This window comes from Streptomyces sp. MI02-7b, from assembly GCF_033793585.1.
Taxonomy (GTDB): domain Bacteria; phylum Actinomycetota; class Actinomycetes; order Streptomycetales; family Streptomycetaceae; genus Actinacidiphila.
In genome coordinates, this window is record NZ_JARAWX010000021.1 from 69780 (window position 1) to 92566 (window position 22787).

The 22787-nt window shown below is 71.1% G+C and carries 21 protein-coding genes and 1 tRNA gene; 15 read left to right on the forward strand and 7 right to left on the reverse strand.

Annotated elements, in window-relative coordinates:
• Positions 1-20: 20 nt before the first annotated feature.
• A complete protein-coding gene (locus PV364_RS29805; RefSeq protein ID WP_319663528.1) occupies positions 21-1289 on the reverse strand; it encodes an MFS transporter in 1269 nt (422 codons plus the stop codon).
• A 105-nt stretch (positions 1290-1394) separates the two neighbouring features.
• On the opposite strand from PV364_RS29805, the gene PV364_RS29810 reads away from it, so the two are divergent.
• Positions 1395-2156 (forward strand): phosphoglyceromutase, encoded by a 762-nt coding sequence (locus PV364_RS29810; protein WP_319663529.1) that lies wholly within the window; start codon positions 1395-1397, stop codon positions 2154-2156.
• Between the two features lie 192 nt (positions 2157-2348).
• Entirely contained in the window at positions 2349-2858 is a 510-nt protein-coding gene (locus PV364_RS29815; RefSeq protein ID WP_319663614.1) for a GNAT family N-acetyltransferase, read from the forward strand.
• A gap of 192 nt (positions 2859-3050) precedes the next feature.
• Here the strand turns inward: PV364_RS29815 and PV364_RS29820 are convergent, their stop codons facing one another.
• Entirely contained in the window at positions 3051-4343 is a 1293-nt protein-coding gene (locus tag PV364_RS29820; RefSeq protein ID WP_319663530.1) for a hypothetical protein, read from the reverse strand.
• Positions 4344-4707: 364 nt separating this feature from the next.
• On the opposite strand from PV364_RS29820, the gene PV364_RS29825 reads away from it, so the two are divergent.
• The 3 genes from PV364_RS29825 (at position 4708) to PV364_RS29835 (ending at position 6100) form a co-directional block, all read left to right on the forward strand.
• A complete protein-coding gene (locus tag PV364_RS29825; RefSeq protein WP_319663531.1) occupies positions 4708-5052 on the forward strand; it encodes a hypothetical protein in 345 nt (114 codons plus the stop codon).
• A gap of 32 nt (positions 5053-5084) precedes the next feature.
• Positions 5085-5525: a GNAT family N-acetyltransferase gene (locus PV364_RS29830; RefSeq protein WP_319663532.1), complete on the forward strand. Its 441-nt coding sequence runs from the start codon at positions 5085-5087 to the stop codon at positions 5523-5525.
• A gap of 95 nt (positions 5526-5620) precedes the next feature.
• Entirely contained in the window at positions 5621-6100 is a 480-nt protein-coding gene (locus PV364_RS29835; protein WP_319663533.1) for a VOC family protein, read from the forward strand.
• A gap of 411 nt (positions 6101-6511) precedes the next feature.
• Here PV364_RS29835 and phoU read toward each other — a convergent pair whose 3' ends face one another.
• Entirely contained in the window at positions 6512-7192 is a 681-nt protein-coding gene (phoU, locus tag PV364_RS29840) for a phosphate signaling complex protein PhoU (protein ID WP_319663534.1), read from the reverse strand.
• A gap of 198 nt (positions 7193-7390) precedes the next feature.
• On the opposite strand from phoU, the gene PV364_RS29845 reads away from it, so the two are divergent.
• Positions 7391-8662, forward strand: coding sequence for a sensor histidine kinase (locus PV364_RS29845; RefSeq protein WP_319663535.1), 1272 nt, complete (start codon positions 7391-7393; stop codon positions 8660-8662).
• Positions 8659-9339 carry a response regulator transcription factor gene (locus PV364_RS29850; RefSeq protein WP_319663536.1) on the forward strand — a complete coding sequence of 227 codons (681 nt, stop codon included), beginning with the start codon at positions 8659-8661 and terminating at the stop codon, positions 9337-9339. The genes PV364_RS29845 and PV364_RS29850 overlap by 4 nt, the downstream gene beginning before the upstream one ends.
• Positions 9340-9461: 122 nt before the next feature.
• Here PV364_RS29850 and PV364_RS29855 read toward each other — a convergent pair whose 3' ends face one another.
• The gene (locus PV364_RS29855) at positions 9462-10082 is read right to left on the reverse strand and encodes a DUF461 domain-containing protein (RefSeq protein WP_319663537.1); all 621 of its coding nucleotides are present in this window, start codon (positions 10080-10082) and stop codon (positions 9462-9464) included.
• 612 nt (positions 10083-10694) lie between these two features.
• On the opposite strand from PV364_RS29855, the gene PV364_RS29860 reads away from it, so the two are divergent.
• From PV364_RS29860 to PV364_RS29885, 6 genes are all read left to right on the forward strand, one after another.
• Complete coding sequence (locus PV364_RS29860; protein WP_018559600.1) at positions 10695-11177, forward strand: CarD family transcriptional regulator; 483 nt, start codon at positions 10695-10697, stop codon at positions 11175-11177.
• 343 nt (positions 11178-11520) lie between these two features.
• On the forward strand, positions 11521-12252 hold the full coding sequence (gene ispD, locus PV364_RS29865; RefSeq protein ID WP_319663615.1) for a 2-C-methyl-D-erythritol 4-phosphate cytidylyltransferase: 732 nt from the start codon (positions 11521-11523) through the stop codon (positions 12250-12252).
• The gene (ispF, locus tag PV364_RS29870; RefSeq protein ID WP_319663539.1) at positions 12242-12739 is read left to right on the forward strand and encodes a 2-C-methyl-D-erythritol 2,4-cyclodiphosphate synthase; all 498 of its coding nucleotides are present in this window, start codon (positions 12242-12244) and stop codon (positions 12737-12739) included. The genes ispD and ispF overlap by 11 nt, the downstream gene beginning before the upstream one ends.
• A 100-nt stretch (positions 12740-12839) precedes the next feature.
• Complete coding sequence (cysS, locus tag PV364_RS29875; protein WP_319663540.1) at positions 12840-14234, forward strand: cysteine--tRNA ligase; 1395 nt, start codon at positions 12840-12842, stop codon at positions 14232-14234.
• An 89-nt stretch (positions 14235-14323) separates the two neighbouring features.
• Positions 14324-15280, forward strand: a complete 957-nt coding sequence (gene rlmB, locus PV364_RS29880) for a 23S rRNA (guanosine(2251)-2'-O)-methyltransferase RlmB (RefSeq protein WP_319663541.1) — start codon at positions 14324-14326, stop codon at positions 15278-15280.
• Positions 15281-15371: 91 nt separating this feature from the next.
• Positions 15372-17045, forward strand: a complete 1674-nt coding sequence (locus PV364_RS29885) for a DoxX family protein (protein WP_319663542.1) — start codon at positions 15372-15374, stop codon at positions 17043-17045.
• A gap of 75 nt (positions 17046-17120) precedes the next feature.
• On the opposite strand, the gene PV364_RS29890 is transcribed toward PV364_RS29885, so the two are convergent.
• From PV364_RS29890 to PV364_RS29900, 3 genes are all read right to left on the reverse strand, one after another.
• A complete protein-coding gene (locus PV364_RS29890; protein WP_319663543.1) occupies positions 17121-17858 on the reverse strand; it encodes a nucleotidyltransferase family protein in 738 nt (245 codons plus the stop codon).
• A 30-nt stretch (positions 17859-17888) separates the two neighbouring features.
• Positions 17889-18305, reverse strand: a complete 417-nt coding sequence (locus tag PV364_RS29895; protein ID WP_319663544.1) for a hypothetical protein — start codon at positions 18303-18305, stop codon at positions 17889-17891.
• A 245-nt stretch (positions 18306-18550) separates the two neighbouring features.
• Entirely contained in the window at positions 18551-19669 is a 1119-nt protein-coding gene (locus tag PV364_RS29900) for a sn-glycerol-3-phosphate ABC transporter ATP-binding protein UgpC (protein WP_319663545.1), read from the reverse strand.
• A 220-nt stretch (positions 19670-19889) separates the two neighbouring features.
• On the opposite strand from PV364_RS29900, the gene PV364_RS29905 reads away from it, so the two are divergent.
• Both PV364_RS29905 and PV364_RS29910 read left to right on the forward strand, forming a co-directional pair.
• A tRNA-Thr gene (locus PV364_RS29905) sits at positions 19890-19965 on the forward strand.
• Between the two features lie 809 nt (positions 19966-20774).
• Positions 20775-22595, forward strand: coding sequence for a hypothetical protein (locus tag PV364_RS29910; RefSeq protein ID WP_319663546.1), 1821 nt, complete (start codon positions 20775-20777; stop codon positions 22593-22595).
• The last annotated feature ends 192 nt before the right edge of the window (positions 22596-22787 follow it).

The following is a 22787-nucleotide window of genomic DNA, read 5'->3' on the forward strand; positions in this document are numbered from 1 at the left end:
GCGCTCTCGGTGCCTTGCGCTCAGTGGTCGGCCGTCGGCCCCGGCACCCGGTCCAGGGCCGGAGGCGCCGCGACAACGGGCTCGGCCCGCAGAGTGCGTTCCCGCAGCAGCAGCCAGTACCCGGCGCCCGCCACCGTGCCGACCACCGCGCACGCCCCCCAGGCCACGCCGCCGCCCCAGCGGTCCAGTGCCACGCCGCCCAGCAGCGGCCCGGCGAAGGACGCGGCCGGCCAGGCGATGGAGTACATGCCCTGGTAGCGGCCGCGGGCGTGCGCCGGGGACAGGTCGGCGACCAGCGACATCGACGCGGGCGCGTGCAGGATCTCGCCGATCGTCCACACCGCCACGGTGAAGGCGTAGAAGGCCACCGACCCGGCGAAGGCGGTCAGCCCGAAGCCCCAGCCCATCAGCACGGTGCCCGCGGTGAGCAGCGCCGCCCGGCTGCGGCCCTCGACCATGCGGGTCAACGGGATCTGGAGCAGCACGATGAGCAGCCCGTTGAGGCCGATGACCAGGCCGTACTGGCTCGCGCTGAAGCCCTGCCGCCCCATGTCGACCGACAGCGTGGTCGAGCCCTGCTGGGTGACGGTGCCGAGAAGGAAGGTCAGCGCGACGAACGCCATGAAGCGGCGGTCGCGCAGCACGATGCCGAGCCCGGCCCGCGACGTCCTGCCCGCCGCGGCCGAGGCGGGGCCGCTCTCGGGCATGGTCTCCGGGACCTTCGCCCAGATCACCAGGGCGCACAGCAGCGTCATCACGGCGCCGCCGAGGAACAGCCAGAAGTAGCCCTGCGACGCGATGAGCCCGGCTGCCGCGGAAGACACACCGAACCCGATGTTGATGGCCCAGTAGTTGAGCGAGAACGCCCGCACCCGGTCCTTCGCGGGCACCATGTCCGCCATCATCGCCTGCACCGCGGGCCGCGAGGCGCTGCTCGCCACGCCGAGCACGGTCGCCACCGACGCGATCGCCACCTGCCCGTTCACGTACGCCAGCGCCGCCGTCCCGGCCGCGGCGCCGAGCTGCGCCAGCAGCATCGTCGAGCGCCGCCCGACCCGGTCGGTGAGCACACCGCCGACGACCGCGCCGACCGCGCCGCCCAGGCCGTACAGCGAGGCCACCAAACCGGCATAGGTCGCGGAGTAGCCGCGGTCCAGGGTCAGGTACAGGGCGAGGAAGGTCACCACGAAGGCGCCGAGCCGGTTGATCAGCGTGCTCGTCCACAGCCACCAGAAGGTCCGGGGAAGCCCCGACACGGTCTCCCGTACGGCTCGTACGACAGCGGGCACGGCGGCGACTCCTCGCGACGGGTAAGCGTAATAGGCCAAGGCGGCCTGCGCAGCTTACATGTGCCCTCCGCGGGGGGCCAAGGGGTTTTCTCCTAGACTCCAGGCATGGCTGATGCTCCGTACAAGCTGATCCTCCTCCGCCACGGCGAGAGCGAATGGAACGCGAAGAACCTCTTCACCGGATGGGTTGACGTCAACCTCAACGAGAAGGGCGAGAAGGAGGCGGTCCGGGGCGGCGAGCTGCTCGCGGACGCCGGTCTGCTCCCCGACGTCGTCCACACCTCCCTCCAGAAGCGCGCGATCCGCACCGCGCAGCTGGCCCTCGAGGCCGCCGACCGGCACTGGATCCCCGTCCACCGCAGCTGGCGCCTCAACGAGCGCCACTACGGCGCGCTGCAGGGCAAGGACAAGGCGCAGACCCTCGCCGAGTTCGGCGAGGAGCAGTTCATGCTCTGGCGCCGCTCGTACGACACCCCGCCGCCGCCGATCGCCGACGACAGCGAGTTCTCGCAGGCCGACGACGCGCGCTACGCCTCCATCCCGCCGGAGCTGCGCCCGCGCACGGAATGCCTCAAGGACGTCGTCCACCGCATGCTGCCGTACTGGTACGACGGCATCGTCCCGGACCTCCTGGCCGGCCGCACCGTCCTCGTCGCCGCCCACGGCAACAGCCTGCGTGCCCTGGTCAAGCACCTCGACGGCATCTCCGACGCCGACATCGCGGGCCTGAACATCCCCACCGGCATCCCGCTCGCCTACGAGCTCGACGCCGACTTCCGCCCCGTCACCCCGGGCGGCCGCTACCTCGACCCCGAGGCGGCCGCGGCGGCGATCGAGGCCGTGAAGAACCAGGGCAAGAAGAAGTAACTTCCGTAATCATGCCCCTCACCTGCACGTTTGGTGCGGGTGAGGGGACGTTTTTGTGCCGTGGGCCCACGCCGGGCCCTGCGTACCCTCCGGGCCTCGGAGCGTGAGGCAGGGAACCGTGGATCGCGGCGAGTGCGTCAGGTGACCGTGACGACTTCTCAGCCGTTCTTGCGAAACGCGAACCTCGACGACGTGGACAGGATCACTGACCTGCACACTCTGGCCCGCACGGCGTACTACCAAGCAGGCGGACTGTCGGACGGCGGACTCGCGTCCCCTGAGGCGCGAACCAGTCGTCGGGAGGGATGGACGCATGTTGTCCAATCAGACGACAGGGCTGTGCTCTGCGCGGAACGGGCTGGCGAAATGGTGGGCATCGCAGCGATGGGCCCTCCATACGATGCAGACGTCGATGCCGCATCTGTGGGTCAGCTCTACCAGATTCACGTCCGACCCGGCCTCTGGGGACAAGGAATTGGCGGTTGCCTTCATGCCGCTTTTGTGCAGTTCCTTCGTGACGGGGCACTGACCGCGGGCGTGCTGGAAGCATGGGAGCGCAATAGCCGAGCCCAGAGCTTTTACGCCCGGCGTGGATGGAAACCGGACGGGTGTCAGCGGCCTGGGCCCGGTGACGCGAATTACGTTCGCATGCGCCTCAGCCTTGATCCTGAGGTCAGCCCTGCGACGGGTCCTGTGGGCTGAGTCATGCTGAGCGCCTTGCGGGCGCGGTCAGTTGATGCCAGTTCCGGAGTGCTTCGTATCTATCCACGGCCGTCCGACATCGTGGCCGACCTGGAATGCAGCCCGCGCTACGGACTCCGTGGACGGTGTCCGACGAGCTCCTTGCCCTACGTCGGGCGCACCTGCAACTGCCGTGCGTGACCTGCGGGAACGTCAACTACCCGGCCCTGGGGAAACTTCACGTGGGTCATCCACCGCGAAGGCGGTCTCTTCGGTGAAGCGGGCCACGGCGGCCCGCACGTCGTTCTGCATGGCCTCACCGCCGATCAGGCGGCTGACCCGGACCATGACGCGCAGTGCGGTCGCCCAGGTGTCTGCCTGAGTGCTGAGCCAGTCGCGGGAGGAAGCGGGGCGGTTGCGCAGGAGCGCGTGGTACAGCAGGTGGCTCTCGAGGGACAGTCGCCAGGCGGCTTCGGCGTCGGTCTCCGGGTCGACAGCCGCGGCGAGAACGGAGAGAGAGCGGGCGTGCGCGGGAGCGTTCGCCTGGTCGGACACGCGGGCGGAGGCGGAGTAGGACTCCGCCCGGGTCAGCACCCGGCGCAGCACGGCAACGCCGACCACTCCGGTCGCCGCGCCCGCTGTGCGGAGCACCTCGTCGAGGGAACGGGGGTGCGGCTGTGTGAGGGTGCGCTGCTCCCGCTCCACGGCCGTCGTGGACATCTCGGCGGCGCGGGCCAGGAAGGGCTGGGCCTGTGCGGCGCGTCCGGCCGCGCGCAGATGCACGCCCTTGCGGGCCAGCGCCTTCGCGAGGTCGCCCCAGCCCTGCTCGACGACGTGCAGCACCATGTCGTCGACGGCCAGTGCCGAGGGCCAGTTCCCCTTGGCCGCTTCCAATGCGGAGGCGGTGTCCGCGGCCATGCCGATCATGTATCCGAGGTGGGCGGACGGGTCGGTGTTCACGGCGGCGAAGCCCTCGTTGTATCGGGCCAGGGCCTGTCCGGCGCAGGCCAGCGCCTGGTCGGTGTCGCCGTGGACCCGGTGGACGACCGCGGCCTGGCTCAGGACCCGCGCCAGGTCGAGGGAGCGCGGCGGCCCCTCCGCATGGACACCTCGCCGGGCGTACGCGGTCAGGGCCCGGTCGATGTCCGTCAGCGCCGACACAGGGTGCGCGGCGAGGCCGTGGGCACCGGCCCTGCGCGCCTGGACGTCAGCAACGAGCAGGTCCACATCTGGGGCCGCGGACATGACGTAGTGGTGCTCGCTGTCCTCCAGCACCTTGGCCGCCTCGTCCGGCTCTCCACTGGCCACGAGAGAGGAGCCCAGGGAATACAGCACGGCGGCGAGCTTCTCGTGCACCGCGACAGCACCCGGATGCCGTCGGAGCCGGCCTCGCAGTATCCCCACGGCCCGCCGGTGCGCGGCAAGCGCCTCTGTGATCCGCCCCGACTGCTGCGCCGCCAGGCCCTTCCAGAATTGCTGGTCGGCCTTGCTCTCCCACCGTGCCATCGCGGCCCTCCCAGCGATCACTGCGGGGCAACTGCCCCTTCCTCACAACAGTTTCACGCGTCGTTCAGGTGTGCGGGCGTACAACGTGGCAATCACTGCCGGGCGTTGCTCCGCACGGTCTTCGGTGTGGCTCCCGATCAAGGAAGAACACCTGATGAGCCACCTGGATGCCCCTGTCGAGGCGGTTGAACCTGCGCACATGCGCGGCTCGGGGGCGTTGTCATCCCGGGTGCGCCCTGAACCCCCACATGTCGCCGGGGAACGCCATTGCCAGGGCCTGAGGGTTCCGGTGATCATGGGGGCATTCACGGGCCCGGCGCTGCGTGCGCGGCGGCCCTTGCGAGATCGGAAGGGGGGCGGCCTCATGGTGTGGGAGGCAGGAGCGGGCATCCTCGTCGGGGTACTGCTGATCATGCTCGGCACTCTGGCGCTGTGGACGGCGTGGATCCTTCCCCGGGTCCGGCATCGTGTCACCAGCCCTCGCCTCTACGGCCTGGGTGCCGTGGCGGCGGGTGCGTACCCCGTGGTGCAGGGTCTCGTCGCCTCCCACGTCCTGCCCGGCGCCGCCTGGGAGGTCGAGCTCTTCAGCGGCATCGGCCCTGCCATCGCCGTCGTCCTCTTCATCGCGGCCGGCCGGCACGTGCCGTCGCGCCGGCCCCCGGCCACAGCGATCCCGCGGGTGCTCAGCGGCGGGCCGGAAAGCGGTTGACGCCGGGTCCGGGGCGCCGGTTTGCTGCGGGGATGTCTCAGCTTCGGATCGAGCGGCCGCAGGACGACGCCGCGCTTGAGGACTGGCGGCGCGTGCACAACGAGATCATCCCGACAGCCGTGCTGTCCCTGGACGCCGTGCGGGAGCGGGCCGGCCGCAATCACCTGCAGGTGGCGTACCTCGGGGACGTGGCCGTGGGGTGCACGACGGTACGGCCGCCCGAGGGGGAGGAGGCCGTGGCCACGGTGATCGCGCGGGTGCTGCCGGGGTACCGGGGGCGCGGGTTCGGGGCGGAGCTGTACGCGCGGGGCCTGGGAAAGGCGCGGGAGATGGGCGCCGGGGCGGTGGAGACGGTAGTGCTTGCCTCGAACGAGGGCGGGCTGCGCTTCGCGGAGCGGCACGGTTTCGTGGAGGTCGAGCGGTACGTGCTGCCGGGGGACACCGTCCCGTTCGTGACGCTGCGACTGCCCTGACGCTCCCCGCGGCCACTGAGCCGATGAGTTCACCGCGCTCGGGCAGTCGGTACGTGTGACAGTGCTCACGCGCGCTGCGCGCAAGGGAGGTACCGATGACCACCGAGGGTTTCACCACGTGCCTGTGGTTCGACGGGCAGGCCGAGGAGGCGGCGAACTACTACGTCTCGGTCTTCAAGAACTCGGCGATCGGCACGATCGGCCGCTACAACGAGGCGGGACCCGGCCCCGCGGGCTCCGTGCTGGCGGTGGAGTTCACGGCCAACGGCCAGAAGTTCGTCGCGCTGAACGGCGGGCCGCAGTTCACCTTCGACGAGGCGATCTCGTTCCAGATCCGCTGCGCCGACCAGGCGGAGGTGGACTACTACTGGGACAAGCTCACCGAGGGCGGTGAGGAGGGCCCCTGCGGGTGGCTGAAGGACCGGTACGGGGTCTCGTGGCAGGTCTTCCCGCAGGTGCTGCTGGACATGATCGCCGACCCGGACCCGGAGAAGGCCCGCAGGGCCACCGAGGCGATGCTCTCCATGAAGAAGATGGACCTCGCCGCGCTGCGGCGGGCGTACGCCGGGGAGTGAGCGAGGCCGGGCCGAGGCCCCGTCCGGAACGACCGGACGGGGCCTCGGCCACGGGGAGTGCGCACGGACGGGGTCAGCAGTTGCACCCGCCGCAGCGGCAGGGCGCTCCGGACTGGCAGCCGCACCCGCAGCCCGCTCCGCAGCCGCACGCTCCGAGGAGCGGCAGCTCGCGGACACCGGGGGAGTGCGGGGTTCCCTCCGCGGACGACTGGTCGCGGGCGGTGGACGATGTGGGGGATTCGGGCATCAGTACCCTCCTGGTCCGGTGAACGGCTGCGTGCATGCCTTCCACCAGTGAAGGGCCTTCCCCACGGGCGCATCAACGGCGCGCGGAAGCGTTCCGCGCGTCCGTTATGTCACCGTCCCGCGGCCGTGTCACCGCCCCGCGGCGCGGGCCTCCCGCTTCCGCGACTAGTCCGCCGGCATCGGGACGGGCGGCGGGGTCAGCTCGTCGGGGTGCTCGCCCGTGACGAGGTAGACCACGCGCTTGGCCACCGAGACCGCGTGGTCGGCGAAGCGCTCGTAGTAGCGGCCGACCAGGGTCACGTCGACCGCGGTCTCTATGCCGTGCGACCAGCGGTCGTCCAGCAGGTGCTGGAAGAGCGTCCGGTGCAGCTCGTCCATGCGGTCGTCGTCCTGCTCCAGCTGGAGCGCCTCGTCGACGTCCTTGGTGACGATGACCTCGGCGGCCTTGGCCATCAGGCGCTGTGCCAGCTGGCCCATCTCCAGGATGGTGCTGTGCAGGTCGCTCGGCACCGCGCTCTGCGGGAAGCGCAGTCGTGCGAGTTTCGCCACATGGCGCGCCAGGTCCCCGGAGCGCTCCAGGTCGGCGCTCATGCGCAGCGACGTGACGACGATCCGCAGGTCGGTGGCGACCGGCTGCTGGCGGGCGAGCAGGGTGATCGCCCGGTTCTCCAGCTCGCGCTGGAGGTCGTCGATTTTCTCGTCGGCGGCGATCACGCTCTCCGCCAGTTTGAGGTCGGCATCGAGCAACGCCGTGGTCGCCCGGCCGATCGCGGAGCCGGCCAGCCGGGCCATCTCGACCAGGCCGTCACCGATCGAGTCGAGTTCCTCGTGGTATGCGTCGCGCATCGCGTTCCTTCCGTTCCCGATCAAACAAAGAGGATTGTCCTCCACGCCGGCACACTCATACGCTCGCCCCCGCACGCGTATCGCCCGAGCCCCGGGAATGAATCGACCCTGACACCACGGTGAACTCTTGGCAACGCACGTTCGATAAGAAGCTCCGACGGCTGTGGGTCACTCATTCCGTCCGCCTAACCTGGGTGTATGGACGTGAACGCGGCAGTTGCCGCAGCCAGTGCGATCGCCGGTCTCTGCACCGGTGTGATCGCTGTGCTCGCGTTCCGCTGGAGCGAGCGGGAACAGGCCCGCCCCACGCGCACATCCCTGCGGCAGGACGCCGCAGCCGTACTTCCGCCGGGTGTGGACACGGTTCTCTCCGTGCTGCGCTCGTCGGCCGTCGTCCTCGACGAGGGCGACACGGTGGTCAAGGCCAGCTCCGCGGCGTACGCCCTGGGACTGGTGCGGGGCGGCAGGCTCGCCGTCGACCAGATGCTGCAGATGGCCCGAGAGACCCGGCGGGATGGCGAAATACGGCAGGTGGAACTGGACCTGCCACGCCGCGGTGCCGGACGGGGCGAAGGCCTCGCGGTGTCCGCGCGGGTGGCACCGCTGGGCTCGCGCCTGGTGCTGCTGCTCGTCGAGGACCTCACGGAGGCCCGGCGGATCGAGGCGGTGCGGCGCGACTTCGTCGCGAACGTCAGCCATGAGCTGAAGACGCCGGTCGGCGCGCTGTCCCTGCTCTCCGAAGCGGTGATGGACGCCAGCGACGACCCGGAGGCGGTGATGCGCTTCGCGGGCCGCATGCAGATCGAGGCCGCCCGGCTGACCAGCCTGGTCCAGGAGATCATCGACCTCTCCCGGGTGCAGGACGACAACCCCCTCGACGACGCGGAGTCCGTCGCCGTCGACGACCTCGTCGCCGAGGCGGTGGACCGCTGCCGGCACCCCGCCAACGCCAAGCAGATCACCATGGCCACCGGCGGCGCCCCCGAGCTGTTCATCTGGGGCAACCGCAGCCAGTTGGCGGCCGCGCTCGGCAACCTCGTCGAGAACGCGGTCAACTACAGCCCGGCCCGCACCCGCGTGGGCATCGCGGGCCGCCGGATCTCCGCGCCGGGCGGGGACCTGATCGAGATCTCCGTGACCGACCAGGGAATCGGCCTCTCAGAAAAGGACCGGGACCGCGTCTTCGAGCGGTTCTACCGGGTGGACCCGGCGCGTTCGCGCGCGACCGGTGGCACCGGGCTCGGTCTGTCCATCGTCAAGCACGTGGCCGCCTCGCACGGCGGGGAGGTCACGGTGTGGAGTGCTGAAGGCCAGGGCTCCACTTTCACCCTACGGCTGCCGGAGGCCGCGACATCCCGGGATTCCCGGGACCGCTCCGCCGCCGCCGTGCCGTCGGAGGACTCCGAAACCTCCTCCGCTCTCTACGAGTCGTTCCCTGATCACATCCCCGCTCCGGAGGTCCTCCCGTGACCCGAGTACTCGTCGTCGAGGACGAAGAGTCCTTCAGTGATGCCCTGTCCTACATGCTCCGCAAGGAGGGCTTCGAGGTCGCCATCTCGGCGACCGGCCCCGACGCCCTGGACGAGTTCGAGCGCAACGGCGCCGACCTCGTCCTGCTCGACCTGATGCTGCCGGGCCTGCCCGGTACCGAGGTCTGCCGCCAGCTGCGGCTGAAGTCCAACGTCCCGGTGATCATGGTGACCGCCAAGGACAGTGAGATCGACAAGGTTGTCGGTCTCGAAATAGGAGCCGACGACTACGTCACCAAGCCCTTCTCCTCCCGCGAGCTGGTGGCCCGCATCCGCGCCGTCCTGCGCCGGCGCGGCGAGCCGGAGGAGATCTCCCCGTCCGCGCTGGAGGCCGGCCCGGTCCGCATGGACGTCGACCGCCACGTCGTCACCGTCGGCGGCGGCAAGGTCGACCTGCCACTGAAGGAGTTCGACCTCCTGGAGATGCTGCTGCGCAACGCCGGCCGCGTCCTGACCCGCATGCAGCTGATCGACCGTGTCTGGGGCGCCGACTACGTCGGTGACACCAAGACCCTGGACGTGCACGTCAAGCGCCTGCGCGCCAAGATCGAGCCGGACCCGGGCGCGCCGCGCTACCTGGTGACGGTGCGCGGCCTGGGCTACAAGTTCGAGCCGTAAGCCGCGCGTACCACCGGAACCGGGGAGACCACCGGAACCGCGGGGCGTCCGCAACGCCGGAAGGGGCCCCGGGAGCACATCGCTCCCGGGGCCCCTTCCGCGGTGTCAGCCGTGCCAGCGGGTCACGGGGTCGGCGACCCGGTGGCGGACTCGCCGGCAGTGGAGGACGGGCTGCCGGAGGGCTTGGCCGTCCCGCTGGGGCTGGTGGACGCACTCGGGCTCGCGGCGGCCTCGCTGGGGCCGAACGAGGCGTAGTAGCCCGTCGCCGGCAGCGCCAGGGTCTGCAGCTTGACCTCGCCGGTCTTGCTGAAGTCGAAGACGACCTGCTGGAAGTCGCCGTTGTTCTTGCTCTCGGTGCCGCCCGCGAAGGTGGCGGCGGGGTTGCCGTCCCCGCCGATCAGCACGGAGCCGTGGCCGGGGACCTTGATCGGGCCGGACAGCTCGGCCTGCTGCCCGCCGACGGTCACGGACTCGAGCGTCTGCTCGTCGGCGCCGTTGTTGAACACCTTGGCGGAGATCGCGGACGAGCCGCTCGACCCGGTGGCCTGGGTCAGGACCACGGCGTTCTGGACCTCGATGTCGCCCACGCTGGTGGCCGCGTGGTCGGGCCGGACCTGCAGCGTGTCGGCGTGGTTCCCGGCCGCGCACGCGGCGAGCGGGACCAGCGACAGCGCGAGGACGGTGGCGAGGGCGCCACGTCGAAGCCAGGGGGCGCCCCCGGCCGGAGGTTGGGGGAGGCTCACGGCGGCGGCATCTCCTTGGGCAGGGTACGGAGGTACAGGTGTACGGACGTACGAGACTTACGACTTACCAAGTGCGGGCTTAGGTTACCGAGCCCGCCTCCCGGGCCCGCACCCGGCCACCCTTCGGCGGGGCGGCCTCACCCTCCCGGGTGTCCCCCGGGGCCCCTGCGACCTCCGCGGGACCCCTCCGGGCGTCCCGTTCCGGCCCCGCGGGTACTCCGCGGGAATCCATTCCGGCATTACGCCGAACGATTCCCGACATCCCGGCATGATCGATTTACCGTTGATCCCCCGGACGGAAATCCGGCGGTGCGCAAAAATGGATCACCGCGGTCCGTGGCGGCCGAACGGAGTAGCGGCAGACCCCCCGCAAGGGAGGGACAAACCCGGATGTTGTGCCCCATGATCAGGGTCTGTGTGTGGTGTGACAGGCGTGTTTCAGCCTCCCCTGATACCCGCTCCGACCTGCGAATACCGCCTTCCGCCCGCCCCGCGCAGCACGTCCCGGGCGCCCTTGTCAAGCCCCGAGATATGCCCTGACCTGCGAAAACGCCATTCAGAACCGGCCGTTTCCGTGTTACCCTGGATAGCCACGGAAGGGGTACCTGTCACATGACGTTCAAGGTTGGCGACACCGTGGTCTATCCCCATCACGGGGCCGCGCTGATCGAGGCCATCGAAACTCGCCAGATCAAAGGCGTGGACAAGACCTACTTGGTGCTCAAGGTCGCCCAGGGCGACTTGACGGTACGCGTGCCCGCGGACAATGCGGAGTTCGTCGGCGTGCGCGACGTGGTCGGTCAGGAAGGGCTGGACCGGGTCTTCGAGGTGCTGCGGGCACCGTACACCGAGGAACCGACCAACTGGTCCCGCCGCTACAAGGCAAATCTGGAGAAGCTCGCCTCCGGCGACGTCATCAAGGTCGCGGAAGTCGTGCGCGACCTGTGGCGGCGCGAGCGGGAGCGGGGCCTGTCGGCCGGCGAGAAGCGCATGCTCGCCAAGGCCCGTCAGATCCTGGTGAGTGAGCTCGCGCTCGCGGAGAACACGAATGAGGACAAGGCCGAGACCCTTCTCGACGAGGTTCTCGCGTCCTGACGCGGATTCCCGCGGTGCCCGGTGCGTCCCGTACGCCGGGCACTGCGGCGTACCCGCGGGCCTTCACGGGCCCGGGAGGTCCGCCGCCCCTCACGGCCGGCCGTCCGGTGGGCGGCGCGTCGGCATGACCGGGTGACCTGTGGAGCGGGGTGCGGGACGGTTCCCCCGTGCCGTGCGTGGCCCGATCCGGGCATCGTTCAGCGCACCGGCGCTCGTTTCGTGGTGCTCAGCGTTCGCTCGTGCGTCGACTCCCCCTGCATACTGAGTGCCGGGCCCGGGCAGTTGGCCCTGTCGGTGTCACGGAAGGGTCCGACAGGTGCTTCGTGCCCGGCACGTTGAGGCGATACCCAATTCGGCCAAGGACACAAACCTGACTACCGCCGCAGTCATTCCCGCCGCCGGACGCGGAGTCCGGCTCGGCCCCGGTGCGCCCAAGGCGCTGCGCACCCTGGGTGGCGTCCCCATCCTCGTGCACGCCGTGCGTGCCATGACCCGTGCCCGCGCGGTGTCGCTGGTCGTCGTCGTGGCGCCCGAGGACGGCGTCGCCGAGGTCAGGGCGCTGCTGGACAGCCACGGGCTGCCCGAGGCCAAGGACATAAGGATCGTTCCCGGCGGTGACACCCGCCAGGAATCGGTGCGGCTGGGGCTGGCCGTCCTCCCGGACGAGGTCGATGTCGTGCTGGTGCACGACGCGGCCCGCCCGCTGGTGCCGGTCGACATGGTCGAGGCCGTGGCCGCCGCCGTCCGCGACGGCGCCGCGGCCGTGGTGCCGGGCCTGCCGCTCGCCGACACCGTCAAGCAGATCGATCCCGCCACCGGCGCCGTCGTCGGCACCCCCGAGCGCGCCCTGCTGCGCGCCGTGCAGACCCCGCAGGGCTTCGACCGCGTCACGCTGGCCAAGGCGCACGCCACGGTCACCGGCGAGGTCACGGACGACGCCTCCATGGTCGAGCGGCTGGGCGTCCCGGTGCTGGTCGTCCCGGGCCACGAAGAGGCCTTCAAGGTCACGCGCCCGCTGGACCTGGTGCTCGCCGAGGCCGTGCTGGCACGACGGAGGGCCGCCGATGAGTACTGACCGGACGCCCGGCCTGATCCCCCAGGTCGGCATCGGCACGGACATCCACGCCTTCGAGGCGGGCCGCGAGCTGTGGGTCGCCGGACTGCTGTGGGAGGGCGAGGGCGACGGACTGGCGGGTCACTCCGACGCCGACGTCGTCGCGCACGCCGCGTGCAACGCGCTCTTCTCCGCGGCAGGCCTGGGCGACCTCGGCGCGCACTTCGGCACCGGGCGCCCGCAGTGGTCGGGGGCCTCCGGTGTGACCTTGCTCACGGAGACCGCCCGGATCGTCCGCGAGGCCGGCTTCGGCATCGGCAACGTCGCCGTCCAGGTGATCGGTCCCCGGCCCAAGGTGGGCAAGCGCCGCGCCGAGGCCGAGGCCGTGCTGACCGGCGCGGTCGGCGCCCCGGTGTCGGTGTCGGGTGCCACCACCGACGGCCTCGGCTTCACCGGCCGCGGCGAGGGGCTGGCCGCCGTGGCCACGGCGCTGGTCTACCGGGTCTAGGGCGCTCCGGCACACGTACGGGTGACGCCCGGTGTCACAACCCCGTGAAGCCGGTGCGAGGCCGTCCGCCGCAGGGGTCCCGGGCCACTACCCTTGATGCGTGACTATTCGCCTGTACGACACCAACGCGCGCCAGGTCCGTGACTTCACCCCGCTCACGCCGGGCTGCGTCTCGATCTACCTGTGCGGCGCGACCGTGCAGGCGGCCCCGCACATCGGCCACATCCGGTCGGGGCTCAACTTCGACATCATGCGGCGGTGGTTCGCCCACCGCGGCTACGACGTGACGTTCGTCCGCAACGTCACGGACATCGACGACAAGATCATCGCCAAGTCGGTCACCGAGAACCGCCCCTGGTGGTCGATCGGTTACGACAACGAGCGGGCGTTCAACGCCGGTTACGACGCGCTCGGCTGCCTGCCGCCCACGTACGAGCCGCGCGCCACCGGGCACGTCCCCGAGATGATCGAGATGATGCGCGGCCTGATCGAGCGCGGGCACGCCTACGCGTCCGAGGGCAACGTCTACTTCGACGTGCGCTCCTTCCCCGGCTACCTCGGGCTGTCCAACCAGGAACTGGACAACCTGCGCCAGCCCGAGAGCGACGGCGAGACCGGCAAGCGGGACCCGCGCGACTTCGCGATGTGGAAGGCCGTCAAGCCCGGCGAGCCGTCCTGGGAGACCCCGTGGGGGCGCGGCCGTCCCGGCTGGCACCTGGAGTGCTCGGCGATGGCCCACAAGTACCTGGGCCCCGCCTTCGACATCCACGGCGGCGGTATCGACCTGATCTTCCCGCACCACGAGAACGAGATCGCCCAGTCCAAGGCCTACGGCGACGACTTCGCCGCCTACTGGGTGCACAACGCCTGGGTCACCATGAGCGGCGAGAAGATGAGCAAGTCGCTCGGCAACTCGGTGCTCGTCAGCGAGATGACCAAGCGCTGGCGGCCCATCGTGCTGCGCTACTACCTCGGCACCCCGCACTACCGCTCGATGATCGAGTACAGCGAGGAAGCGCTGCGGGAGGCGGAGTCGGCGTTCGCCCGGATCGAGGGCTTCGTCCAGCGCGTCGTGGAGATGGCCGGTCCGGTGGAGCCGGCCGCCGAGGTGCCGCCCGCGTTCGCCGAGGCGATGGACGACGACCTGGGCGTGCCGCAGGCGCTGGCGATCGTCCACACCACCGTCCGCCAGGGCAACTCGGCGCTGACCGCGGACGACAAGGAGACCGCGGTCGCCCGCCTCGCCGAGGTCCGTGCGATGCTGGGCGTCCTCGGTCTGGACCCGCTCCACGAGCACTGGTCCGGCGGCGAGCGCGGCGAGGACCTGCACGGGGTCGTGGACTCCCTGGTCCGCCTGGTGCTGGAGCAGCGGCAGGGGGCGCGGGCCCGCAAGGACTACGCGACCGCCGACGCCATCCGCGACCAGCTCCAGCAGTCCGGCCTGGAGATCGAGGACACGCCCTCCGGCCCGCGCTGGTCGCTCGGCTCGCGGTAGGCGCCGCGCCCGGCCTCCGGGCCATCATTGATACGTACGTTCACGCAGGAGCAGCCGTACGCGGCTGTGTAGCAGGAAACAGGTGACCCATGGCCGGCAACAGCCAGCGCAGGAACCGCCGTACCGCCAACAAGAAGGGCGCGACGGTCGGCAGCGGCGGGCAGCGGCGCAGGGGCCTGGAGGGCAAGGGCCCCACCCCGCCCGCCGAGGCGCGCAAGGGGCACGCCAAACAGCGTGCCGCCAACGCGAAGGTGAAGCGCGCGGCCTCCGCGCAGTCCCGCCGCCCCTCGGGACGCGGCGCGAAGTCCACGTCAGAACTGGTCGCGGGGCGCAACCCGGTGGTCGAGGCGCTGCGCGCCGACATCCCGGCCACGGCGGTCTACGTCCAGCAGTTCATCGACAACGACGAGCGGGTGCGCGAGGCCGTCAAGCTCGCCACCGAGCGCGGCGTCCCGCTGATGGAGGCGCCCCGCCCGGAGCTGGACCGCATCACCAACGGCCTGAACCACCAGGGCCTGGTGCTGCAGATCCCGCCCTACGAGTACGCCCACCCCGAGGACCTGGCCGCGGCGGCCTTCGACGCGGGCGAGGACCCGCTGATCGTGGCGCTGGACGGGGTCACCGACCCGCGCAACCTGGGCGCGGTCGTGCGTTCGGTGGCCGCCTTCGGCGGGCACGGGGTCGTCGTTCCCGAGCGCCGCGCGGCCGGCATGACCGCGGGCGCCTGGAAGACCTCGGCCGGCACCGCCGCCCGGGTCGCCGTCGCCCGTGCGACCAATCTGACCCGCACCCTGGAGGCGTACCAGAAGGCCGGGCTCACGGTCGTGGGCCTCGCCGCCGACGGGGAGGTCGAGCTGCACGAGCTGGAGCTGCTCGGCGGCCCGGTCGTCATCGTCGCCGGTTCCGAGGGCAAGGGGCTGTCCCGGCTCGTGGGCGAGACCTGCGACGTGCGGGTGCGCATCCCGATGCCGGGCGGCGCGGAGTCGCTGAACGCGGGTGTCGCGGCGGGCATCGTGCTCTACGAGGCGGCGCGCCGCCGGGCGTGACCGTTTCGATTCGGGACAAAACCGCTGGTTGACGGGCCTCGGACAGAAGAGGCCCGTCACACAGTGTCCTTATCGGGTGTCACTCGGTTAGATGAGTGTGGACACCAGAACACCCCGCACTCCTCCGGGGGGACGGGCCGCGGCACCCGACGAGCCCGTGCTCACCATGCACAAGATCGCGTCCGACCCGGCCCAGGTCATCGTCAATCACGCGAGCTTCCGCGTGCAGCTCGGCGCGTCGTCCGCGCGTGCGATGGCGAGGACCGCGCACGTCCCGGTCATTCCCACGTCCGTGCGTCCCTCCGCCGCCGCGCAGCGCCGCGGCGCGCCGCTGGTCTGGTCCGGGCGCAGCCGCCCCGGCGACGCGGCCGCCACACAACTGCTCTCCGCCGTGAGGCAGAGCAACTCCGACAGCCTCGACGCCGGCGCCACGACCCAGGTGCTGCCGCGGATCGAGGAGCACCCGCAGCCCCTCGTCGGCGCGCCCCGCCGTCCCCCGGCGCCCGACGAGATGCTCGGTGGCCTGCGGCCCGCGCGCGGCGCCTTCGACGACCACGACGACGCCGAGGACACCGGCGAGTTCGCCTACGCGGCGCACTACGACGTGGACGACGAGGCGCAGTTCGGCCCGGACGACGACGAACAGGACTTCGGGCACGGCCGCTCGCGCCGGGCCGACCGGGGCGAGCCGATCCGGCACGCCTGGTACCCCGGGCGCCGGATGAACCTCGGCATCGTGCTGCTGCCGCTCCGGATCTTCCTGGGCTTCATCTCCATCTACGCCGGCATGGGCAAGCTCTGCGACCCCGTCTACTTCGACGGCGGCAAGCGCGGCTCCATGGTCACCTGGCTCAACTCGCTGGACCCGTGGGCGGCGGCCGAACCGCTGCGCGAGCTCGCGCTCGCGCACCCCATCGGGGCCGGGCTGACGGTGGCCTTCCTCCAGGTGATCGCCGGTGTGCTGACGGTCTTCGGGCTCTGGCAGCGGTTCGCGGCGTCGATCGGCGCCCTGCTGTCGGCCGCGCTGCTGGTCACCGTGAGCTGGCGGACCGTCCCGGCGTACGACGCGCCCGACATCGTCTACCTGGCCGCATGGAGCCCGCTGATCATCGCGGGCGCGCCGGTCTACTCCGCCGACGGACGGCTGGCCTCCGAGGCCTGGCGCCGGCTCGGCCCGCGCGCCCCGCTGTGGGAGCTGCGGCGCCGCGTGCTGCGGCGCGGCGCGGTGCTCGCCACCGTGCTGGCCGGCGTCGCGCTGGTGGTCGGTGCCACGCTGGGCACCGCGGTGCGGTCGACCTCGCCGCACTCCCAACTGCCCGGCCCGACCGACCTGCCGACCAACAACCTCGACGGCTCCCCGCTGCCCGAGGTGCCCGGGGAGGGCTCGGCCAAGCCGTCCGCGGCGCCCTCGGCCTCCCGGTCCGGCAAGGCGTCGCCCTCGCCGTCCAGTTCGCCGTCCACGCCGAGCGCTCCGTCCTCGGCGCCGACCGTCAGCCGCTCAGCGTCCGGCGCGAACGGCACGGGCTCGGCGGGCGGCGGCACCGGCAGCAGCCCGACGCACACCGTGCCGTCCACCCAGCCGCGGCCGACCCAGCCGAGCAACCCGCCGACCTCCACCGGCAGTGGCGGCTCGACCGGCGGTGGCAGCGGCGGCGGTTCCTCCGACAGCGGTGGTGCCCTCGGCGGCCTGCTCGGCAGCGGTGAGACCTCCGGATGGCTGCTGGGCGCCCCGGCGCACCGTCCGGGGTCCGGAAAGGTCGCATAACGCCCTGTACGCCCACGAGGCGGCCGGAGGAGCGCGGGTGCTCCTCCGGCCGCCTCGTCGTTGTGCCGGGCGCTCTCAGGCCCGGGAGGCGAGCTCCTTGGCGGCCTCGGTGAGGTCCTTCTCGGTGTCGATGGCCCGCCAGTAGGCGCCCTGGGGCAGCGAGAAGCCCGCCAGCCGCCGTTCCCGGGCGAGTTGGGGGAAGGTCGTGCGCTCGTGGTCGCCGCGGTCCGGCAGCAGCTCCGTGAAGCCGGGGGCGAAGACGTAGACGCCCGCGTTGATGAGGAAGGGCGAGGGCGGCGACTCGACGAAGTCCAGGACGTGGCCGAACTCGTCGGTCTCCACGGCGCCCCACGGGATGCGGGGGCGGGCCAGCGCGAGGGTGGCGACCGCGGCGCGCTCGACGTGGAAGTCGGCCATCTCGCGGAGGGAGAACCGCGTCCAGATGTCGCCGTTCGTGGCGTACCAGGCCTGCTCGGGCCGGGGGAGGGAGGCGGCGGCGAACTTCAGGGCGCCACCGCGTCCGAGGGGCTCGCGCTCGACCACGGTCGTGATGCGCAGCGGCAGATCCGCCGCCGCGCCGGCGAGCCAGTCCCGGAGGACCTCAGCGAGGTGGCCGCACGAGATCACGGCGTCGGTGACGCCCTCGGCGGCCAGCCAGGCGAGTTGATGGCCGATGATCGGTGTCCCGGTTCCCGGGATCTCGATCATCGGCTTCGGGCGGGTGTCGGTGTACGGGCGCAGGCGGGAGCCCTGTCCTCCGGCGAGGAGGACGGCCTGGGTCACCACCTGGGAGGTCGTGGGCGCGCCGGTCATGGACGCACCCTACGGGACCGGGGTGTCGGGTCATCCGACGGAGGCGACGCCCGTGGCGAAGGCGGTGTCGCAGACCGGCCGCGACCAGGACTGCGCGCGCTGCACGGAGCCGTACTTGGCCACCGCGGCACGCCCCAGCGACTTGGCGAGGGAACCGCAGTACTGGGCCAGCGACGGGCGGGCGGCCATCTCGCGCTGCAGCGAGGTGAGGGCGACGCCCGGGTTCTTCGCCTGCAGCTCGGTGAGGAGCTTGCGGCGCAGTACCTCCTGCGGCGCCGACCGGCCGGCCGAGGTGGCCTCCTTGTCGTGCGAGGCGGTGAGGACCTGCGACTCGGAGGCCGAAGTGGCCCACGGGACGCGGGTGACCGCGAGGGTGCCGGACAGTACGAGGACGACCGGGAGGACGAGGGCGAGTGACTTGCCGATACGGCGGGCTACCTGGTTCACGGCAGTGATGGTAGCGAGGAGTAATGATTTGGCGACATTTAGCCACTCTGACGAGTGATGAATGCCTCTTGATCGACTACGGGGGCATTGACGAACACGCTCGAAACGCGGCTGTGTGCCCGCAAATGGGGCGGTCTCGCGGGCGGCCTCGGGGGTGGTCTCGCGGGGTCGCTCCGGCAGGGGGAACGACCGTGGCCCGGCCCCCCTTGCGCGGGGGCCGGGCCACGGTGCGTACCGTCTGCGCGTCAGTCGCTGAGGCGCTCACCGGTGGAGGTGGAGAAGACGTGCGTCTCGCCGGCGCGCGGCACGACGCGGAGCACGGAGCCCTTCTCGGGCACCTGGCGGCCGCCGACGCGGATGACCAGGTCCTTGTGCTCGTCGCCGACCTGGGCCGAGCCGTAGACGAAACCGTCCGCGCCCAGCTCCTCGACGACGTTCACGGTGACGGCCAGGCCGGCCGGCTCGTCCTTCGAGAGCGACGAGCTGTCGCCGTCGACGATGTCGAAGTGCTCCGGGCGGACGCCGACGGTGACCGTGCGGTCGCCCTTGTCGGCCGCGGCCTGCAGCGCGTCGCGCTCGACCGGCACCACCGAGTTGCCGAACTTCACGCCGCCGTCGGTGATCGGCACCTCGACCAGGTTCATCGCCGGGGAGCCGATGAAGCCCGCGACGAAGAGGTTGGCCGGCCGGTCGTACATGTGGCGCGGGGTGTCGACCTGCTGCAGCAGACCGTCCTTGAGGACGGCGACGCGGTCGCCCATGGTCATGGCCTCGGTCTGGTCGTGGGTGACGTAGACCGTGGTGGTGCCGAGGCGGCGCTGCAGGGAGGCGATCTGCGTACGGGTCTGGACACGCAGCTTGGCGTCCAGGTTGGACAGCGGCTCGTCCATGAGGAAGACCTGCGGCTCACGCACGATCGCGCGGCCCATCGCCACACGCTGGCGCTGACCGCCCGAGAGCGCCTTGGGCTTGCGGCCCAGGTACTCGGTGAGGTCCAGGATCTTGGCCGCCTCCTCCACCCGCTTGCGGATGTCGGCCTTGTTGACGCCCGCGATCTTCAGGGCGAAGCCCATGTTGTCCGCGACGGTCATGTGCGGGTAGAGCGCGTAGTTCTGGAACACCATGGCGATGTCCCGGTCCTTGGGCGGCAGGTGGGTGACGTCCCGGTCGCCGATCCGGATGGCGCCGTCGTTGACGTCCTCCAGGCCGGCCAGCATGCGCAGCGAGGTCGACTTGCCGCAGCCCGAGGGGCCGACGAGGACGAGGAATTCGCCGTCCGCGATGTCGATCTGCAGCGCGTCGACAGCGGGGCGCTCGGACCCGGGGTAGATCCGGGTCGCCTTGTCAAAAGTGACAGTGGCCATGGTGCACTGGTCCCTTCACCGGCAGGAACGTGCCGGACGATCCGAGTAAAGGAGATGAGGTCTAGTCCACGGGGGAGTGGACTTTCCGTGACGCTACCCCCCGCGCCTCACTTTGTCAGCACCCCCCTGCCGCCCAATTCCCCGACCCTCCCCCCTCCCCGCCTGGGTACACTTCTCCCTGACCCCACCCACCGGTCACCCCGGCGGGCGCGGGACGCCTGCCGCCTTAGCTCAGCTGGTAGAGCACCGCTCTTGTAAAGCGAAGGTCGTCGGTTCGAACCCGACAGGCGGCTCCAGTCGTTGAGCAGCGCAAACGCCCCGGACCACGGTCGGTCCGGGGCGTTTCGCGTGCGCGGGCGACCTCGGCCCGGGGGTGGCTCGCGGCCGGGGCGGCGCCGGAGCAGGCGGGCGGTGTGCCCAATGGCGCTGTGTTGTGTGTCCGATGTCACGTGTGTGCGGACGTCATCACGATGCCGATCCGGCTGTGAACCCAGGGATCTCGATCACCTTGCGGGAGCCTCGCCGGCCGCCGCCAGCGACGTCGCGCAGTCGGAGCCGCCGGAGGCCGGGCTCGACCGGGCGTCCTGTGCGCGCCGTCCCGCAACCGTCGGCCGCATCCAGTGCTCAGCGAACCGGCCCCCGCGCCCGGCGCCCGGCGCCCGGCGCCCGCGAACGGTTCCCCGAGGTCTTCGCGCGAAAGCAGTCGGGCAAGTTCCTGTGCTTCCTGTTCCTGTTCTTCGTTCTCACGAAAGCCTGACCTCGGGGGTCCGATCGCCGTGCCGGTCACAGGATCGAATCTCCGCCGTCGGAGCCGGCGAAATGCGATCGACTCACTGCGGCCCCTGTGGCCACAGGGACCGGCGGAGGCGGATCGGTATTTCTCCGTCCGGCGTCCGGGCAGGCGAAGGTGGATCCGTGGCCTCAGGCTTCCGGACCGGGCTCCTCCGCGAGCGAGTGCCACCGGCTTCGTCCGACCGTGCTCCCGTGTCAGGCACTAGAGTTCGACGTGTTGCGTGATGTTCACGGCAACCGTACAAGGAGCGCGGCCGGCCTCAGCAGATCCGGGGCAGGGAGGCCGCGCCATTCCTGTGGGGGGAATTCAGCAGTGAGAACACGCTCTTTGACGTCGGCGGCTGTGTCCGCCGCGCTGGGCGCCGCACTCCTTGCCGCGCCCGCGTACGCGGCCGACGGCGTCCCGCCCGGCCAGAACCCGGCCGCCACCGAGACCACGAACGTGACGGCAGGTTCGACCCCCACGGCGGACACGCCCACCGGCGTCCCGTCCGGCGTGCCCTCCGACGCACCCTCGGCCACTGCGACGCCGTCGGAATCGCCCGCAGGCGACCCGTCGCCCGACCCGAGCAGCAGCGCGCCTGCCGAGGGCACCGGCGCCCCGGTCTTCGGCAACGTGGGCTCCGACCCTTCCGACGCCGGTTTCCTGACGGTCGCCGTCTCCTCCGACTCGGCGATCACCGAGGTGTCCGCCAAGCTGACGCAGCGGCACGGCGCGGAACCGGCGACCGTCGCGGTCAGTGGCTTCACGCTCGTCTCCGGCACGCCGCTGGACGGCGTCTGGCGCTCGCCGCGCATGTCGCAACTGCCCTCGTTCGGCAGCTACGACGTGACGGTCAGCGCACGGGACAGCGACGGTGACGACACCTCGGCCTCGGGCGTCACCACCGTGGACGTCGAGCCCAAGCCGGTCTTCGCCGACCGCAGCATCAGCCCCGCCGTGCTGGACGTGGAGCACACGCACGTCAAGCTCAGCGGCCGTATCTCCCTCTTCGACCCGATCTCCGGCGAGACCTCGCCGCTGGGCGGCAAGGAGCTGGGCGTGAGCGCACAGTACGGCTACAGCGCCGTCACCGCCGCCGACGGCAGCTACGCGATCGACGTCGCGCCACGGCTGAACGGCGAGAACGCCACGTCAGTGGCGGTCTCGCTGTCCTTCTGGATCGCCAACCCCGACGGCACGAACACCTATGTGCTCGTCGACAGCAAGACTTTGCCGGTCGTGATCAGCCCGAGCCGGATTCGGCTGGACCACTCCAGCGTGCGGATCAAGTACGGCGTCAAGGCGTCCTCATCCGGCGTTGTGGAATACCTGTACGGCGGGACCTGGCGCCCGGCCAAGGGTGTCGCCGTCGACATGGGCTACTACGCCAAGGCAACCAGTAGTGCCGCCGGGCGCTTCACGCTCACCTACCCGTACCTGCTGTCCGGCGACACCTCGTTCACGGTGGGGACCAGCCTCGACAGCTACCTCGACGACCCGTACCTGACCGCCTCCCACGCGCAGTTCAAGGTCGACGTCATCAATCGGACCAGCATCTGTTTCTGTACGAGCTGGCTCGACGCGTACTCCGACCTGCACATCCAGGGGAGCATGAACGGCAGCGACGGCAAGGTGCCGCCGAACCGGAAGCTGTACCTCCAGCAGTCGGCCGACGGCAAGTCCGGCTGGAAGTCGCTCGGCTGGTTCACTGTGAAGTCCAACGGCACTTTCAATCTCGACGCCTATGTGTCGGTGCCGAAGGGCTACTGGCGGCTGTATTCGGCGGGGTCGTCGGACTACCAGCCCGGTAACTCCAATTCCGTGCACTTCAATCGCACCGCCACCAGGATCACCGGCTTCAACGCCGGTCCCGAGCCGGTGCGGAAGGGCCGCACCGTGACCACCACCGGCACCGTGCAGAAGCTGAGCGGCACGAAGTGGGCGGCGTTCGGCAAGCAGCGCGTCTACATCCTCTTCCAGGCCAAGGGCAAGAAGTCCTGGACACAGCTGGGCTCCGTCAAGACCGACACCCACGGCCACTTCACCGCCCGTTTCACCGCGAAGCAGGACGGCACCTGGGTCGGGGTCTACCTCGCGTCCGGCTCCTACGTGGACGCCGAGAGCTACCGCGACTACGTGGACGTGCGCTGAGCAGCCTTTCCGCTCACGTTGCCGAGCAGCGTAGAAGCCCCGGACCGTGATCGGTCCGGGGCGTTCGGCATTCACGGGCGACATCGCCGCGGCTGTCGTTGGCGTTCGAGACGGTGCCTGAGCCGACGGTCGTGAGGCTGCCGAGCCAGTGCCCCGGGGTGCGCGGGGAGCCATGCCGGCCTGCGGTGCACA

Bases quoted from the DNA above. Each gene is read 5' to 3' on its own strand.
- PV364_RS29810 (WP_319663529.1), top strand. From the start codon at position 1,395: ATGGCTGATGCTCCGTACAAGCTGATCCTCCTCCGCCACGGCGAGAGC.
- PV364_RS29820 (WP_319663530.1), bottom strand. From the start codon at position 4,343: ATGGCACGGTGGGAGAGCAAGGCCGACCAGCAATTCTGGAAGGGCCTG.
- PV364_RS29825 (WP_319663531.1), top strand. From the start codon at position 4,708: ATGGTGTGGGAGGCAGGAGCGGGCATCCTCGTCGGGGTACTGCTGATC.
- PV364_RS29830 (WP_319663532.1), top strand. From the start codon at position 5,085: ATGTCTCAGCTTCGGATCGAGCGGCCGCAGGACGACGCCGCGCTTGAG.
- PV364_RS29835 (WP_319663533.1), top strand. From the start codon at position 5,621: ATGACCACCGAGGGTTTCACCACGTGCCTGTGGTTCGACGGGCAGGCC.
- phoU (WP_319663534.1), bottom strand. From the start codon at position 7,192: ATGCGCGACGCATACCACGAGGAACTCGACTCGATCGGTGACGGCCTG.
- PV364_RS29845 (WP_319663535.1), top strand. From the start codon at position 7,391: ATGGACGTGAACGCGGCAGTTGCCGCAGCCAGTGCGATCGCCGGTCTC.
- PV364_RS29860 (WP_018559600.1), top strand. From the start codon at position 10,695: ATGACGTTCAAGGTTGGCGACACCGTGGTCTATCCCCATCACGGGGCC.
- ispF (WP_319663539.1), top strand. From the start codon at position 12,242: ATGAGTACTGACCGGACGCCCGGCCTGATCCCCCAGGTCGGCATCGGC.
- rlmB (WP_319663541.1), top strand. From the start codon at position 14,324: ATGGCCGGCAACAGCCAGCGCAGGAACCGCCGTACCGCCAACAAGAAG.
- PV364_RS29885 (WP_319663542.1), top strand. From the start codon at position 15,372: ATGAGTGTGGACACCAGAACACCCCGCACTCCTCCGGGGGGACGGGCC.
- PV364_RS29890 (WP_319663543.1), bottom strand. From the start codon at position 17,858: ATGACCGGCGCGCCCACGACCTCCCAGGTGGTGACCCAGGCCGTCCTC.
- PV364_RS29900 (WP_319663545.1), bottom strand. From the start codon at position 19,669: ATGGCCACTGTCACTTTTGACAAGGCGACCCGGATCTACCCCGGGTCC.